Annotated in this window: 11 protein-coding genes and 1 pseudogene; 6 read left to right on the forward strand and 6 right to left on the reverse strand. The window is 74.5% G+C overall.

Features of this window, described 5'->3' with window-relative positions:
- Positions 1-8: 8 nt before the first annotated feature.
- The 5 genes from ACIRFH_RS05985 to ACIRFH_RS06005 form a co-directional block, all read right to left on the reverse strand.
- Positions 9-1,442 carry an extracellular solute-binding protein gene (locus tag ACIRFH_RS05985; protein ID WP_403517338.1) on the reverse strand — a complete coding sequence of 478 codons (1,434 nt, stop codon included), beginning with the start codon at positions 1,440-1,442 and terminating at the stop codon, positions 9-11.
- The gene (locus ACIRFH_RS05990; RefSeq protein ID WP_403517339.1) at positions 1,442-4,087 is read right to left on the reverse strand and encodes a substrate-binding domain-containing protein; all 2,646 of its coding nucleotides are present in this window, start codon (positions 4,085-4,087) and stop codon (positions 1,442-1,444) included. The genes ACIRFH_RS05985 and ACIRFH_RS05990 overlap by 1 nt, the downstream gene beginning before the upstream one ends.
- Positions 4,088-4,094: 7 nt before the next feature.
- Positions 4,095-4,457: a hypothetical protein gene (locus ACIRFH_RS05995; RefSeq protein ID WP_403517340.1), complete on the reverse strand. Its 363-nt coding sequence runs from the start codon at positions 4,455-4,457 to the stop codon at positions 4,095-4,097.
- Positions 4,458-4,568: 111 nt separating this feature from the next.
- On the reverse strand, positions 4,569-5,636 hold the full coding sequence (locus tag ACIRFH_RS06000) for a hypothetical protein (protein WP_403517341.1): 1,068 nt from the start codon (positions 5,634-5,636) through the stop codon (positions 4,569-4,571).
- A 64-nt stretch (positions 5,637-5,700) separates the two neighbouring features.
- Positions 5,701-6,903: a PP2C family protein-serine/threonine phosphatase gene (locus ACIRFH_RS06005; RefSeq protein WP_403517342.1), complete on the reverse strand. Its 1,203-nt coding sequence runs from the start codon at positions 6,901-6,903 to the stop codon at positions 5,701-5,703.
- Positions 6,904-7,007: 104 nt separating this feature from the next.
- Between ACIRFH_RS06005 and ACIRFH_RS06010 the strand changes: the two genes are divergently transcribed.
- The 4 genes and pseudogenes from ACIRFH_RS06010 to ACIRFH_RS06025 all read left to right on the forward strand — a co-directional run bounded on the left by ACIRFH_RS06010 (position 7,008) and on the right by ACIRFH_RS06025 (position 10,245).
- Positions 7,008-7,478: a hypothetical protein gene (locus ACIRFH_RS06010; protein WP_403517343.1), complete on the forward strand. Its 471-nt coding sequence runs from the start codon at positions 7,008-7,010 to the stop codon at positions 7,476-7,478.
- A gap of 311 nt (positions 7,479-7,789) precedes the next feature.
- Positions 7,790-8,704, forward strand: coding sequence for a hypothetical protein (locus tag ACIRFH_RS06015; RefSeq protein WP_403517344.1), 915 nt, complete (start codon positions 7,790-7,792; stop codon positions 8,702-8,704).
- 60 nt (positions 8,705-8,764) lie between these two features.
- Positions 8,765-9,109: pseudogene (locus ACIRFH_RS06020) on the forward strand (ADP-ribosylation/crystallin J1); the annotation flags it as partial.
- Positions 9,110-9,237: 128 nt separating this feature from the next.
- Positions 9,238-10,245, forward strand: a complete 1,008-nt coding sequence (locus tag ACIRFH_RS06025; RefSeq protein ID WP_403517345.1) for an endonuclease/exonuclease/phosphatase family protein — start codon at positions 9,238-9,240, stop codon at positions 10,243-10,245.
- A gap of 14 nt (positions 10,246-10,259) precedes the next feature.
- Here ACIRFH_RS06025 and ACIRFH_RS06030 read toward each other — a convergent pair whose 3' ends face one another.
- Positions 10,260-12,350, reverse strand: a complete 2,091-nt coding sequence (locus tag ACIRFH_RS06030) for a PhoX family protein (protein ID WP_403517346.1) — start codon at positions 12,348-12,350, stop codon at positions 10,260-10,262.
- 274 nt (positions 12,351-12,624) lie between these two features.
- Between ACIRFH_RS06030 and ACIRFH_RS06035 the strand changes: the two genes are divergently transcribed.
- Both ACIRFH_RS06035 and metG read left to right on the forward strand, forming a co-directional pair.
- Positions 12,625-14,142, forward strand: a complete 1,518-nt coding sequence (locus ACIRFH_RS06035; protein WP_403517347.1) for a VWA domain-containing protein — start codon at positions 12,625-12,627, stop codon at positions 14,140-14,142.
- 130 nt (positions 14,143-14,272) lie between these two features.
- On the forward strand, positions 14,273-16,003 hold the full coding sequence (metG, locus tag ACIRFH_RS06040) for a methionine--tRNA ligase (protein ID WP_403517348.1): 1,731 nt from the start codon (positions 14,273-14,275) through the stop codon (positions 16,001-16,003).
- The last annotated feature ends 36 nt before the right edge of the window (positions 16,004-16,039 follow it).

Below are 16,039 nucleotides of genomic sequence, written 5' to 3' on the forward strand. Positions count from 1 at the left end.
GCCGCCCCTCAGTCCGGCAGTACCTCGCGCAGTGCCGCGTCGAGGCGCTGCGCCAGCTCCGCGTCACCCGGCGCGCTGTCGGTGAAGAGGGCGCCGAGCTGGGTGGTGAAGGTCTGGGTGAAGGCCCCGTACAGCGGGGTGCGGGGGCGGTGGACCGCCTGCCGCAGCGCCGGGAGCAGGGTGTGGCGGGCGTAGGCCGGACGGCCCGCCGCGTCACGCGGCATGGTGTCGGCGCCCTCGCCCGTGGGGGCCGGTGAGGGCGCCGCCGTGGCCACCGCGCACCGCACGGTGTCGTCCACGTACGCCGAGGTGCGGGTGGCCGCGAAACCGGCGTCCAGCAGACAGCGCTCGCTCTCCTTGCCGGTGAGGTACCTGATCAGCTCGGCCGCCTTGCCGGACCGCTGGGACGCCGAGGTCACGGCGAGGTTCTGGCCGCCGAGCACGGCCCGGCCCGGCAGCGCGGTCACGCCGAGCCGGTCGCCGGGGAAGGTGTGGGAGAGGGTCGGGTAGGCGTACGGCCACTGCCGCAGGAACGTGGTGCGCCCGGCGGCGAAGTCGCCGAGGGAGGCCGCCTCGTCGGAGTGGACGGCGTCCGGGAGGATGTACGGCGCCTCGGTGCGGCGGCGCAGCTCGGCGATGCCCTGCGTCAGCTCCTCCACGGTGGCGTCGTAACGGCCGTCCTCGTCGGTGAGCGTGCCGCCGGGGACCGCCGACGCGAAGGCCTCGACGGCGTTGACCGTGCGGCCCTCGTACGCGGCGAGCTGGGTCGTCCAGCCCTTCTCGTAACCGGCGGGCTTGTGGTCGTTGAGGGTCTCGATCAGTGTCCGCAGCCGCTTCCAGTCGACGTCGCCGCCCAGGTCGGTGTGCTGGACGCCGGCCTGCCGCAGGTGGTCGCGCCGGTAGTAGAGCAGGCCGACGTCGCTGTTGAAGGGCGCGGCGTACACCTCGCCGTCCCAGCGGGCCGTGCTCGCCACGGGGGTGATGACGTCCTCGTCGAGCAGCGACGCCGGCAGCGGGCTGATCAGGTGCGCGGCGGCGAACTCCGGCACCCAGGTGACGTCGAGGTTGACCACGTCGTAGGCGGCGCTGCCGGACTGGAGGGCGCCGAGGAGCTGGCTGCGCTGCTCGTCGGCGTTGCCGGGCAGTTCGACCAGCCGGGCGCGGTAGTCGGAACCGGCCTTCTCCTGCCGGGCGTTCCACGCGTCGATGAGCCGCTGCCGGACGCCGTTCTTGCCGGTGACGTCCCGGCCGCTGGCGACCACGATGTCGCCGGGCACGTCGGCGGACGGCGTCGCCGCGGGGCCTCCGTCCCCGTCACCGCCGCCGGTGCAGGCCGTCGGCAGGAGCAGGGCCAGCGCGACCGGCAGGACCCAGCGGGCCGCGAGCCGCCGCCGCGGGAGCCGGCGTGGCGAGTGCTGTCGTCGTGGATGCTGTCGCGGCATCAGTCCTCCCCCGTCCCGGTGCGCGCGACCTCGTCGTGCAGGGCGGCACCGAGGTCGTCGTCGGCGTCCAGGCACCGGCCGCCGCTCACCTCGGAGATCCGGGCGTCCGGCTTCCCCGGGTCGCAGCCGCCGCCGGCGAGCGAGACCATCGTCACCGGCACCCGCACCGCACGCGCGAGGCCGAGGACGTCGCGGAGGCGGTCGCCGCTGAGCCGGGCCGCGTCCTCGTCGTCGGTGATGTACACGATCAGGCCGGGCCGCTCGTCGCCGGCGCCGCGCTGCTGCAGGTGAGCGAGGGCGGCGAGCAGAGCCCGGTCCGGGGCGGACTCGGCGTCCCGTACCCCGGCCAGCCGGTCGACGGTGCGCTCGGCGTCCCTGCGGGCGTGACGGTCGAAGGGCAGCAGGACGTCGTACGGATCCCCGTCCGCGTCGTACACCGCCCACACGCCGTACTCGTCCTGTGCGCCGAGCCCGCCGAGCGACTGTTTCAGCAGGCCGGGTCCGCCGCTGGGGCCCTCCCACCGGCCGGCCATCGAGCCGGAGCTGTCGAGCAGGAACAGCACCCTGCCCGGCCCGGCCGCGTCCCGGTAGGCCGCCAGGGCCGCCTCCATCGCGTCCCGCCCGGCCGACTCGGTCAGCGGCGACGGCACCTGCCACACCGGGTCGGCGACGTCGACGGTGTCCAGCAGGGCGCGGCTGCCGGTGGCCGACCGGAACCCGTCCCGGGCGAGCGCCTCGCGCCCGCCCGCACCGGTGAGCCACGCGCGGAAACGACCGGCCGCGTCGTCCCTGGCGGTCTCGTCGCGATCGGCGTCCTGCCAGCGGACGCGGACGAAGACGGGCTCCAGGCCGGGCACGTCGCCGGGGTACTGGGCCATGCGCGGGGTGCGCCGGTCGCTGTCGCAGCCGAGGCCGCTCTTCATCAGGAACTCGGGGACGAGGGCGGCGGTGCGGTCGTCCACGGCGTCGTCGTCGGGCAGCGTGCACAGCAGGTCGGCGGCGGTCGGGGAGGGCGGTCCCGGCTGGGCGACGCGGTTCTCGGCGCGGACGGGGTCGCCGGCGCCGGTGGTGGCGTGCAGGCCGATCGTGGCGAGCAGGCCGGTGTCGGTGAACTCCGGGTCCGGGCGGCGCACCTCGGCGTCGGCGCGCCGGGCGAGCAGGTCGTCGATCATCCGGTTGAGCGGGGGACCGGCCCGCTCGTCCCGCGTCTCGGTGGCGAACTCCTGCGGGACGGCGAGCACGATCGGGGAGTACGCGAACGCCTCGTCGTCCGGGTCCAGGACGGCCACGGCGTCGGTGTCCTGGCCCTCGACCACCCGGGCGACGTCGGCGCGGGAGCCGGGGATCCAGACGTCCGGCTGCGGGCCGACGTCGCGCTGCGGGTTGGTGTCGTCGTCGCGGGGCTCCTGCCAGGCGCCGGTCCGCTTGCGCAGGGCGGTGACCACGTCGGCGGCGCCCGCGCTGTAGACGGTGATGCCGCTGCGCCGGCAGCCGTCGCCGGTGGTGTTCTCCCCCGACGTCAGGTACGCGTCCGCGGCGGACCGGACGGTCGGCTCCAGGTCGGGGTCGGTCAGCACGCGCAGCTCCAGGGGCGGGGTGCAGGAGGCCTGCGCGTCACCGCTCGTCGCGACGAGCCGGTACGAGCCGATGCCGACGGCGAGCAGGAACGCCAGGAGGAGGACACCGTTCCGCATCCACCTGGGCCACCGCCGCCCCGGGCTCGCCCCCACCCCACCGCCGGGCTCCGCGCCCTGCCCCGCTTCCCCACCGCCGGGCTCCGCACCCTGCCCCGCGTCCACCCCACCACCGGACCCCGCGTCCGGGCCCGAGCCCGCCCCCTCGGACCCCACACCCTGGCCCGAGCCCGCCCCCTCGACCCCCGCGTCCCCCCCGCCGGGGTCACTCTCGGCGGCCGCGAGGAGGACGTCCTCCTCCGGCTCGGTACGGCTCTGCGGTTCCCACAGGTCGCCGCGTACGGTCCGGTGGCCGTCGCCGGTCATCCGGGCCCGCACCGCGTCCGCGAGCCCCCGGAACCACACCTCCTCGTCGCCGTTGTCCAGCAGCGCCGCGAGTTCGTCCGTGAACGGCGTCGGGGTGTGCGGATCGCCCGCGTCGATGCGGTGGTTGGCCTGCACGCTCATCAGCAGCAGCACCCGCCGCTTGTCGCGGAAGGTCTCCCAGATCCACGCGGCGTTGCCCGCGAAGCAGCAGTCGAGGACGACCACGATCCGTCGCGCCTCACTGGCCGCGAGCACCGTCAGCACGGTGCTGAACATCTCCGCGCCCGGGAAGACCGCGTGCCCGCCCGCGACCACGCTCGCGTTGCGCATCTGCAGGAACAGCTCGTCGCCCGCGCTCGGGATCGCCCCGTGCCCGGCGAAGTACAGCAGCAGGACACCCTCGGCCCCGTCGGCGGCGGTCCGCAGCGCCCGGCCGAATTCGACCTGGTCCGGCGAGCGGCACACCGTGATGTCCTGCTCGCGGAACACACCGCCGCGCCGCAGGGCGTCCCGCAGCCGGGTCAGGTTGTGGCGGACCGCGGGAAGAGCGCCGGGCACGCCGTACGGCGGCTTCGTGAGGTCGTACTCGGACACCCCGACCAGCAGCGCCCGGTTCGCCTCCCCCCGCGGGTCGTAACCGGTCACCGGCCGCCTACCTGTCGTCGAGGTTCACCGGCTCGACGCGCCCCTCGGGCGGCTCGCCGTCCTCCACCTCGCTGCGATTGGCCCGCCAGGCCTCCACGGCCCCCTTGACCTGGTTCAGCATCTCCTGGAACGTCACGCCCGCGGCGCTCCCGACGAGCACCAGGACGATCTCCATGCCGATGCCCATCGGGGCGCCGGTCTCGTCGGCCCGGCGCCGCTCGTCGATGCGCAGCCGGCCGGCCCGGACCAGCTCGTCGAGCGGTTTCTCCCTCTCCAGCCACTTGTGCAGGGCACCGATGTCGCTCTCGCTCGCGGTGCCGTCGAGCCGGACGCGGACACCACGCGTCACCACTCCGTCCCCCTCAGCCATAACACCCCATCATGGCACCGCTGTTACGCACAGGCGAGGGTCGTACACGGTGAATCACAGCCGTCGCACCGCGCCCGCGGGCGCACGCACCGGCCGAGGCCCGCGGGGGCGTCAGCCCTGGGTCTGCAGCCGGCCCAGCTCCCGCTGCACGTGGTCCAGCGCGCCCTCGCGCCGACCGGGGACCCGGCCGCGCAACGCGGCGAGCGCGGCGCCCAGTTCACGGGCCCGCGCGGTGTCGCGGATCCGCCCCCACTGGTGGTGGGCCCGGTCCACGGCCGCCTCCACGGCGGGCGTCCCCGCCTCCTGCCCGGCCCGCAGGCGGGCCTCGGCCACCGCCAGCCAGGCACGACAGCTGCGCACCGGATCCCCGGCGAACATCGCCAGGTCGGCCCGCACCTCCGCCCAGTGCAACGCCTCCTCGGAGGCGGGCCCGAGCGCGAGGGCGGCGGCCCGCTCGTGGCGCGCGGCCAGCGCGTCGGCGTCCCCGTGCCGCCCCGACCGCACGGCGGCGGCGATGACCGCGTGCGGGTCCCCCGCCACCGGACCGGGCGCCGCCAGCACCAGGTCGGCGCCGCTCCCCGGGCCGTCGGCCGCACAGCGCTCCAGCGCCTGCCGGTGCAGCTCGTCCGTCGGCGGCCGGTGCCCGCTGCGCAGGATCGTCGCGACGCCGCGCATGTACGCGGGTGCGGCCACGGTCCGCCGCGGGGGCGGCGGCGCGATACGGCCGTAGACGGCGTTGTTGCGGCCCGAGTCCAGCGGACGGTCCCGCAGCCACTCCCAGGTCTCCTGGTCGGCGTGCAGATCCACCAGCAGCGTCGTCGCGCCGCTCGGCCGCAGCCTCAGTTCCTCGCGGATCCAGTGCCAGGGCAGGGCGGTGTAGCGGACCGTGGCGGGGGTCGTACGGGCCAGCGCCAGGTGGGGCAGGCGTTCGCGCCGGTCCAGCTGGAGCTGCCCGGTGACGTACACGGTCAGCGGGCCGGGGGCCGCCGCGGCGGCGCGGAGCCGGGTGAGGACGGCCTGCGGCTCCAGCGGGTCGGCGAGTTCGACGACGTTCGCGGTGTCCGTGCCGGCCAGCACGGCGGGCGGCACGGCGGCGAGCACGGGGAGCACGGAGGCGGCGTCCACCAGGCACCCCCGGCCCACGGGCGAGGCCGCGAGCAGCAGCACGGTTCCGGGCATGTCCCCTCCCCCTGTCGATCACGTACGGCAGCACGGTATCCGCTGCGGCCGCGCCGCGGGGCGCTCAGCCGGTCAGCCGCCGTACCGCGAACACCATCGTGTCGTCGGCCAGCCGCCCCCGGCAGTGCCGCAGCGTGCCGTCCCGCACGAGGGCCACCAGCCGCCGCGGCTCGGCGTCGCGCGGGTCGGCGGCGACGGCGCGGGCCACCTCCTCCCCGTGCCGGTAGAAACGTCCCTCGGCGTCGCGGGCCTCGGTCACCCCGTCGGTGACCAGCAGCAGCGTCTCGTCCCGGGCGAGGGCCGACCGGCTCACCGTCACCGGCGACCCCGGGACGAGCTCGGCCATGCCCAGCGGCACCCCGCCGGCCGTCACCAGCTCCCGTACACCGCCCGGGCCGACCGCCAGCGGGGGGTCGTGGCCGAGGACCACGGCGTCCACGGCGTCGGGCAGATCGTCGGAGAAGCCGATCAGCACGGCGGTGGCGAAGCGGTCGCCGTCGGACCGGCCGAGGGCGGCCGTGTGCTCGCGGTGGCGCACCATACGGGTCTCCAGGCGCTCGGCGACCGTCGCGAGGTCCGCCTCGTGGTAGCCGGCCTCCCGGAACGTGCTGAGCAGCGCGGCCGCGGTCTCCACGGCGCCCAGGCCCTTTCCCTGGACGTCGCCGATGAGGACGCGGGTGCCGTGCGGGCCGGGCTGGATGTCGTAGAAGTCGCCGCCCACGCGGGCCTGGGCGTCCGCGGGGAGGTAGACGGCGGCGTGGTCGAGGCCGCCGAAACCCTCCGGGAGCGGGCGCAGCACGGTGCGGCGGGTGGTGTCGGCGATGTCCCGCATGTGCAGCATGCGCCGCTCGCCGGCGACGCGGACCACGGCGGCGAGCACGGCGATGAGTCCGCCGAGGGTGACGAGGATCAGGCCCGGCGTGTCGGTCCTGTCCTGATGCTGCCAGGTGGTGTCGGCCAGGACGAAGACGACGACCGCGAGCACCGCGAAGACCGCCGTCTCCCGTGTCCCGCAGATCGCGGCCGCGATGCCGGGGACGAGCACGGTCCAGGAGATGATCTGGAACGCGGAGGTCATGGTGTCGCCCGCGACGATGCCGACGAGCAGCACGAGCGGGAACAGCCAGGCGACGCTCCGGCCGCGGATGCTCAGCAGTTCGCGCCGGGAGACGGCGTCCCCCTGGCCGACGGCCCTGACCAGACGCCCGACCGGCCGCCACCGGCCGCGCACCGGCTCCGGTGGACGTCCTTTCCCGCGACCCCTCATCGTCCCCAGCGAAGCACGGGCCCCCACCGCCCGCATCCTGACTTGCCACCCGCCGCTCTCCGGTGTGCCCTGGTAGTCGGGGGCGAGGAGAGAGGAGTGCTCTCATGGCTCACGCGGTACCCGCACGGGAGACGTCCGGCCGGGACACGTCCGACCGGGCACCGGCCACGCGCCCGACGATGCTGCCCGACGTCTTCGGCCCGCGCACCCACAGCGTGGCGAGGTGGGTGGTGCCCGTCCTGGCGGGGCTGGTCTACGGCTACTGGGCCGCGGCCAACCGGCGCCACGGCGGCCCCGTCACCGGCTGGAACCTGCTGTTCGGCTTCATGACCGCGCTCGCGTTCGTCATCCTGTACGCCGTGGTCCGGGCGGTGGCGGCGCGGCTGCCGCGCGAGGGACACGCGGCGCTGTGGGGCGCGTTCGCGGGCAGTGCGCTGGGCTTCCTGTACGCGCAGAGCGGCGTGGCCATGTTCACGTGCATCCTCTTCTCGCTGATCCTGGCCGCCGCGGTGACCGCCGCGCTGTTCTACCGCTACTACACGTGCGAGGACGCCAAGGGCCGCCGAATCGCCTGACCGCGCCCCGCACGGTCCCCGGCGAAGCCGGGCCCCGAACCGGGGCTCCCGATCGGAGCGAATGTCCCGGCAGAGCACCCCGCAGGCGGCGTGTCGCCGGGACATTCGCTCCGATCGCCTCGCCGTCCTGACCCTCCTGCGCCGACCGCGGGCCGGGGCCGCGGGCCCGGAGCCGGGGTTGCGAGCCCGGGGCCCTCCGTCCGGTCGCTTCGAGCGGTGGGAGGCCACGCGTTCGGCCGTCCGGTTCGGCGGGCGGCCCATTTGCAGGCGTCCCGGTCGCCCCGGCCGCCGCGCGGGCGTTGCCTGGGAGGGTGCCCTCACGTCTTAGGCGCGGCCTGTCGGCCGTCCTGATCGCCCTCGCCTGCCTGCTCGCCCCGTGCGGCACGCTGGCGGCCTGGGCGGCGTACGGGCTGGCCGACACCGGCCGGTACGTCGCCGCCATGGCGCCGCTCGCCGCCGACCCGCGCGTACGGGACGCGGTCGCGGACACGGTGGGCGACGGGGTCATGACCGAGGTGGGCGCCGGCCCCCTGCGCGGGACCGTACGCCTCTACGTGCGGGACGCGGCCCGTTCCTTCACCCGGACCGACGCCTTCCGCGCGGGCTGGGACGCGGCCAACCGGGCCGTCCACACCGCCGTGCTGCACGCCCTGCGCGACCAGGGGGCCGCCGGGCGCCCCGTCAGGGTCGACCTGGCCCCCGTCACCGCCCGGGTCCGTGGCCGGCTCGTCCGGGACAACGTACCGATGGCGCAGCGGATCCCGGTCCGGCACACCGAGGTCACCGTGCTCCCGGCCCGCGAGGCGGACCGGCTCAGGAAGGGCTACCGCGTGCTCGACGTCGCCGCCTTCTGGCTGCCGCTCGCCGCCGTCGTCTTCGCCGTCGCCGGGATCGCCGTGGCCGCCTGCCGCCGGCGCGCGCTCACGGCCACCGGCATCGGCACGGCCGTCGGCGGGGTGCTGCTCGCCCTCGCCGTCCTCGCCGGCCGTCGGCTCACCCTGGCCGAACTGCCCGGCGCGGTGGACGACCCGGCCGCCGGCGCCGTCTACGACGCGCTCACCGCGACCCTGCGCACGGCCTCCTGGCTGCTGGTCGGCCTCGGTCTGACGGTCGCCGCCGCCTCCTGGCTCACCGGCCGGTACGCACACCTGCTGCGCCGCCGACGGCCCCCCGGGAACCCCACCGCCGACCCGGCCCCGCCCCGCCCGCCACGGGCCCGGCTCTGAGCACCGACGCGCGGAAATCCCCTGGTCCGGGCGCCGCCCGTGCGGCTACCGTCGTCGGCCATGCGCAAGACGACGACCCTGTGGCGCCCCACGGGCCCCGAGGAGCTGGCCCTCGTCGAGGCCTCCGGCTGGACGGCCTGGCCCCCGCGCCTGCCCGAGCAGCCGATCTTCTACCCGGTGCTCGACGAGGACTACGCCGTCCGCATCGCCCGCGACTGGAACGTCCCCGCGTCCGGGTCGGGCTACGTCACGCGCTTCGAGGCGGACACGGAGTTCCTCGCGCGGTACCCGGTACGGCAGGCCGGCGGCGAGACGATCCTGGAGCTGTGGGTCCCGGCGGAGGAGCTGGAGGAGTTCAACCGGCACATCGTGGGCCGCATCGAGGTGGTGCGGGAGTTCCACGCGGACCCGCCGGCCGCGGACCCGCCGGCCGCGCAGGCGCCGGCCGCGCAGGCGCCGGGCAACTTTCCGCCCGCGTCCGCCGTCCTTGAGGGAGGATTCGGGCATCGCACCCGCGAGTGGAAGGCCGGGACGTGGACACCGACACGGCGAGCGGCGAGTGGACGCACACGCACGGCGGGCCGGCGGTCCGCCGGCCCGGGCGGCGGCTCGGGGCCTGGTGCGCCGGGCTGCTGTTCGCCGGGGTCAGCACGGTCGTCGGCTGCCGGATCGCCGACACCGACGGCATCACGCCGGTGCCGCAACTGCTCGCCTTCCTGCCCTGGCTGCTGGTGCCGGCCGGGGCCGGGCTGCTGCTGACGCTGCTCGCCCGGTGGTGGACGGGAGCGGTGTGGGGCGTGGTGCTGCTCGGGCTGCTGGCCTGGTTCATCGAGCCGTACGGCAGGACCGGCGAGCCGGCCGGGCCGCCCGTCGCCGAGCTGCGGGTGCTGACGTCGAACGTCGAGTTCGGTCAGGGCGCCGACGCGCTGATCCGCGCGGTGCGCCGCGAGAAACCCGACCTGCTGTTCGTGCAGGAGTGCGAGTACACGTGCGACGCGGCCCTGCGGCGGGAGCTCGGCGCCGACTACCCGCACCGGCGGGCCGTCGAGGGCGGCGGCTCCGAGGGGTCGGTCATTCTGAGCCGCTTCCCGCTCACGCCCGCCCCCGGCGTCCCCGGCACCATGGGCATGCCCGGTGCCGTCGCCGACGTGCGCGGCCACGCCGTACGCCTCCAGCTCGCCCACCCCATGCCGCCGCTGCCGGAGCAGGTCGGCCTGTGGCGCACGGAGCTGGGGCGGCTGCGCGACGCCGCCGCCGAGGACGCCGGGACCCCCACCGTCCTCGCCGGCGACTTCAACGCCACCCAGGACCACGCCGCCTTCCGGCGCGTCCTCGACACCGGACTGCACGACGCGGCCCGCCTGGCCGGCCGGGACCGCACGCCCAGCTGGCCGGCCCGGACGGCCCCGGTGCTGGGCGCGCAGATCGACCACGTGCTGGTGTCACGGGACTTCGCCGCCCACCGCGCCCGCTTCCTGGACCTGGCCGACACCGACCACCGCGCGCTGGTCGTCGACCTCACGCTGCACGCGGGCGGCTGACCCCCGGACGCGCCTCAGACGCCGATGTCGCGGCCGTCCGCGCGCCACACCGCCACGACCGCCGGGCGCACGATCTTCCCGGGCCCGTCGGGCCAGGTGCTGGCCGGCTGCTCCACCGAGGCGCCGTCGACCTCGCCCGGGTGCTGCACGGAGACCAGCACGCGCCGGTCCTGGACGAGCGGGCCGCAGGTCTCCGCGCCGGTCGGCACGGTCAGGAACTGCTTCAGCTCACCGCGCCTCTCGCCCTTCGTCGCGACGCCGAACAGGCCGTCGTGGCTGCCGAGCGCGTTGCCGTCGGTGGAGATCCACAGGTTGCCGTGGGGGTCGAAGGCCACGTTGTCCGGGCAGGAGATCGGGCTGACGGCGTCCTTCGGGAAGCCCGCGAAGTACGTCGCCGGGTCCTCGGGATCGCCGGCCACCAGGAACAGCGACCAGGCGAAGGTGGTGGCGTCGGCCCGGTTGTGGCGCTCGGTGAGCTCCAGGACGTGGCCGTGCTTGTTGCTGACGCGCGGGTTGGCCTCGTCGGGGCCCGCGTAGCCGGCCTTGCCGCGGTTGGAGTTGTTGGTGAGGGCGACGTAGACCTTGCCGGTCTGCGGGGACGGCTCGATGTCCTCGGGCCGGTCCATCTTCGTCGCGCCGACCTTGTCGCCGGCGAGCCGCGTGAAGACGCAGACCTCCTCCGCCGTCATGCCCTCGACGTGCGAGACGGCGCCGTCGGCGGTGGCGGTGACCAGCGGGATCCAGCGCCCGCTGCCGTCGAACTCGCCGTCGCGCGGCAGCTTGCCGCTGCCGTCGATGTCCGCGGCCGGGGAGTCGCCGGTGAGCTTGGCGACGTACAGGGTGCCCTCGTCGAGCAGCGTGAGGTTGTGCTCGCGCGCGCCGCGGCTGCTGCCGTGCCGCATCCGCTTGCTGCCGACGAACTTGTAGAAGTAGTCGAACCGCTCGTCGTCGCCGGTGTAGACGACCGGGCGCCCGTCGGAGGTCAGCCGCACGGTCGCGGCCTCGTGCTTGAAGCGGCCGAGCAGGGTGTGCTTGCGGGGCGTGGAGTCGGGGTCGTACGGGTCCAGCTCGACGACGTAGCCGAAGCGGTGCACCTCGTTGGGCTCCCGGGCGACGTCGAAGCGCTTGCCGAACCGCTCCCACTTGCGCTCGGTGGCGCCGGTGCCGATGCCGTAGCGCTTGTCGGTGGCGCGGCCGCCGTTGGCGAAGTACTGGTTGAAGTTCTCCTCGCCGTGCAGCGTGGTGCCCCACGGGGTGGTGCCGCCGGAGCAGTTGTTGAGGGTGCCGAGCACCTTGCGGCCGGTGCGGTCGGCGGAGGTCTTCACCAGGTCCGACCCGGCGGCCGGGCCGGTGAGCCGGAACTCGGTGGTGGCGGTGACGCGCCGGTTGAGGTGGTGGCGGGGGACGGGCGTCAGCTTCCCGCTCCTGCGGTCCTCCTCCACCACCACGGCGGACAGCCCGTGCGCGGCCCACGCGATCTCGACCTGCTCGCGGGTGGGGTTCTCGGGGTCGTAGCCCCGGAACATCAGCACCTCGTCGGTGTACTCGTGGTTGGCGACGAGGAGCTGCCGGCCGTGCTCGCCGCGCAGCGGCAGCAGCGCGAGGAAGTCGTTGTTGTACCCGAACTGCCCGGCCTGGGCCTTCGCGGTCTGGTTCTCGGGGTCGAAGGCGGGCGCCCCGCGCAGGATGGGCTCGCCCCACCGGATGACGACGCCCTGCCGGTACCCCTCCGGTACGACGACGGCGTCCTCGGTGTTGGGGGCGACGGGCTGGAACCGCAGCCCGCGCGCGCCCTGCGGCTTCGGGTGGTGCCCGTGCCCCGGCCCGTGACCCTTTCCGGCCACCGGAGCCGCCTGCGCGGAGGGCGCCCCCGCCACGCCCACGGCACCGGCGCCCGCGGCGGCGACGGTGACGACGGCCGCGGCGCGCATCATGGAGCGGCGGCTGAGCGCACCCGCGATGACGTCGCCGACGTACTCGTTGGAGCTGGTGTTGGGCACCTCGTGGAAGCAGGCGTCACCACACCGGAAACGGCAGGTCATGGCGGACCGGCCGCCGGGGTGCGAACCGGACGGCGTTCCGATCAACGGCAGCAGCTTGCGCACTTCTCGTTCTCCCTGAATGCCCTGTGATGCTCTGAGGTGCCCTTGGTGTCAGCGCGACCGTAGGCGCACATACGTGCGGGAGTCGGGCGTGGGGATGAACGACGGGTGAACCCGGGACAGCCGGACGGAAATCCTCCGCGGCCGGATCCGGCCCTTGACGCGCCGGTGTCTCACCGCCAAACCCTGCGCAAGATCACAAGGCGGGGCCGCTAACCTTACGTGTCCGTCCTGGCCAGGGATTGACGGGCATCAACTCACGCGAAGGGTTGCGCACATGGGCATTCTCACTCTCCTGCGGAACGCGTTCGGCCGGTCACGCAAAGCACGGGCCGCCCAGGAGGCGGAGGGTGCGGCGCAGGAGACGACGGCACCGGCCGCCGCTCCGGAGCCGACGCTCCCGACCCAGCCCACCGCGCCCGAGGAGCCGGCCGAGACCCCGAAGCGGCCGGAGTCCGCCCAGGTCCCCGAGCCCCGCGCCGAGACGGAGACCGAGACCGAGACCGACGAGCACGAACTCGTCAAGGCGGCCTTCGCCAACATCACGGTCCCCAAGCCGACCCGGTCCCCGGACGAGACGACCCCGGCATCCCCGACCCCGGAGGCCGGTCCCAAGCCCGCCCCTGAGCCCGAGGCCGCCACCGAGCCCGAGGCGCAGCCCGAGCCCGAACCCGCGCTCGAGACCAGGACCGAGCCCGCTCCTGAAGCCGATGCGCAGCCGGAACCGGACCCGGAGCCGGAACCGGACCCGCAGCCTGAGCCCGAAGCCGAGGCTGAACCACAGCCGGAAGCCGAACAGGAACCGTCACCGCACTCGGCCCCGGCCCCCGAGCCCGCAGCCGCCGACGGCGAGAAAGCCCCACAGGGGCCACCCGCACCCGACGACGAAAGCGGTACGGGTGGTGCGGGTGGGAACGCACCGGCCGAAGGCGAAGCCGAGGCCGTGACCGAGGAAGCCCCGAAGGGCCCCGCACCCGACGTCGAAAGCCGCACGGGCGGTACGGGTGAGAACACGGAGGCCGAAGGCGAAGCCGAGGCCGTGACCGAGGAAGCCCCGCAGGACCCCGCACCCGACGACGAACCCGGCGCCGAGGCCGTAGCCGAGGAGGCACCGCAGGGCCCCGCCCCCAAGCCCGCCACCCCCGCCGCCCGCGTCCGCTCCCGCGCCCCCGGCCTCACCGCCGCCTACAAGGCCGCCGGCGCCGTCCTGAAGAAGCACGGCCTCACCGGCACCCGCGCCAAGGTCCACCTCGTCCTCGACCGCTCCGCCTCCATGCGCCCGTACTACAAGGACGGCTCCGCCCAGGCCCTCGCCGAGCAGGTCCTCGCGCTCGCCGCCCACCTCGACCCCGAGGCCACGGTCCACGTCACGTTCTTCTCCACGGACGTGGACGGCACCGGCGAGCTGACCCTCACCGACCACGAGAACAAGGTCGACGAGCTGCACGGCGCCCTCGGCCGCATGGGCCGTACCAGCTACCACGCCGCCGTCGAGGCCGTCCTCGCCCGGCACGAGAAGGAGGCCGAGCCGGGCACCCCCGCCCTGGTGGTCTTCCAGACGGACGGCGCCCCCGACGCCAAGACCCCCGCCACCCAGGCCCTCACCGACGCCGCGGCGAACCACCCGGACGTGCACTTCTCCTTCGTCGCCTTCGGCGACCCGGAGAACAAGGCGTTCGACTACCTCCGCAAGCTCAAGACGGACAACGCGTCCCACTTCCTGGCCGGCGAGACCCCGAAGGAGCTCACCGACAAGGAGCTGTACGAGGGCATCCTGGCCGCCTGGCGGCCGTAGCCCCGCCCCGCCCGCCCACGCGGTGTCCCGCGCCGCCCGCTTCTCACCCCGTAAAACGGGAAGCGGGCGGCGCACCCGTGTCGGCTACGATTCGAAGGTTCCGTACGTATCAACCTGGGAGCAGCCTCCGATGGCTCGACACCTCATCACCAGCGCCCTTCCGTACATCAACGGGATCAAGCACCTGGGCAACATGGTGGGGTCCATGCTCCCGGCGGACGTCTACTCCCGCTACCTGCGCCAGCGCGGCCACGACGTCCTCTACATCTGCGCCACCGACGAGCACGGCACCCCCGCCGAGCTGGCCGCCAAGGAGCAGGGCCTGCCGGTCGACGCGTTCTGCGCGCAGGCGCACGACGCGCAGAAGGCGGTCTACGACGGCTTCGCCCTCGCCTTCGACTACTTCGGCCGCAGCTCCTCGCAGCAGAACGTCGAGATCACCCAGCACTTCGCCCGCAGGCTCAACGAGAACGGCTTCATCGAAGAGCGCGCCATCCGCCAGGTGTACAGCCCCGCCGACGGCCGCTTCCTCCCGGACCGCTACGTGGAGGGCACCTGCCCCCACTGCGGCTACGACAAGGCCCGCGGCGACCAGTGCGAGAACTGCACCCGCGTCCTGGACCCGACCGACCTGATCGACCCGCGCTCGGCGATCTCCGGCTCCACCGACCTGGAGGTCCGCGAGACCAAGCACCTCTTCCTCCTCCAGTCGAAGCTCCAGCACGAGGTCGAGCAGTGGGTGGCCGCCCACGAGGAGGAGTGGCCACAGCTCGCCGCGTCCATCGCCCGCAAGTGGCTGACCGAGGGCCTGCACGACCGGGCGATCACCCGCGACCTGGACTGGGGCGTCCCGGTCCCGGCCGACACCTGGCCGGAGCTGGCGGCCGAGGGCAAGGTCTTCTACGTCTGGTTCGACGCCCCGATCGAGTACATCGGCGCGACGAAGGAGTGGGCGGACCAGGACCCGGAGAACCGGGACTGGAAGTCCTGGTGGTACGAGGCCGACACCGGCGAGAACCCGGTCCGCTACACCGAGTTCATGGCCAAGGACAACGTCCCCTTCCACACCGTGATGTTCCCGGCCACGCAGCTGGGCGTCCGCGAGCCGTGGAAGAAGGTCGACTACGTCAAGGCGTTCAACTGGCTGACGTACTACGGCGGCAAGTTCTCCACGTCCCAGAAGCGCGGTGTCTTCACCGACCAGGCCCTGGACATCCTGCCGGCCGACTACTGGCGGTACTTCCTGATCGCCAACGCCCCGGAGTCCGACGACTCGTCGTTCACCTGGGAGCACTTCACCGCCACGGTGAACAAGGACCTGGCCGACACCCTCGGCAACTTCGTCAACCGCGTGCTCTCCTTCTCGAAGAAGCGCTTCGGCGAGGAGGTCCCGGCGGGCGGCGTCCCCGGCGAGGCGGAGAGGCGGCTCGGCGAGGAGATCGCGTCGCTCCTCGCGGAGTACGAGAACCAGATGGAGGCCCTCCAGTTCCGCAAGGCGGCGGCCGCGCTGCGCGCCCTGTGGTCGGCGGGCAACTCCTACCTGGAGGAGAAGGCCCCCTGGCTGGAGATCAAGACCGACAAGGACGCCGCCGCCCTCACCCTGCGCACGGCGATGAACCTGATCCACCTCTACGCGGTGGTCTCGGAACCGTTCATCCCGGCGTCGACGGCCGCCATGCGCCAGGCGTTCTCCCTCGCGGACGACACGGCGCGCTGGGTCACCCCCGAGGAGGCCCGCGCCCTGACCGCGGTCACGGCCGGCACCCCCTTCACCGTCCCGCCGGTCCTCTTCGCCAAGCTGACGGACGAGGACCTGGAGACGTACAAGGAGCGCTTCGGCGGCGAGCCGCAGTCCGCGTAACGACCTTGCACCACTGACGTCAGGGCCCTGGAACAT

This window comes from Streptomyces sp. NPDC093586, assembly GCF_044764905.1.
Lineage (GTDB): Bacteria > Actinomycetota > Actinomycetes > Streptomycetales > Streptomycetaceae > Streptomyces.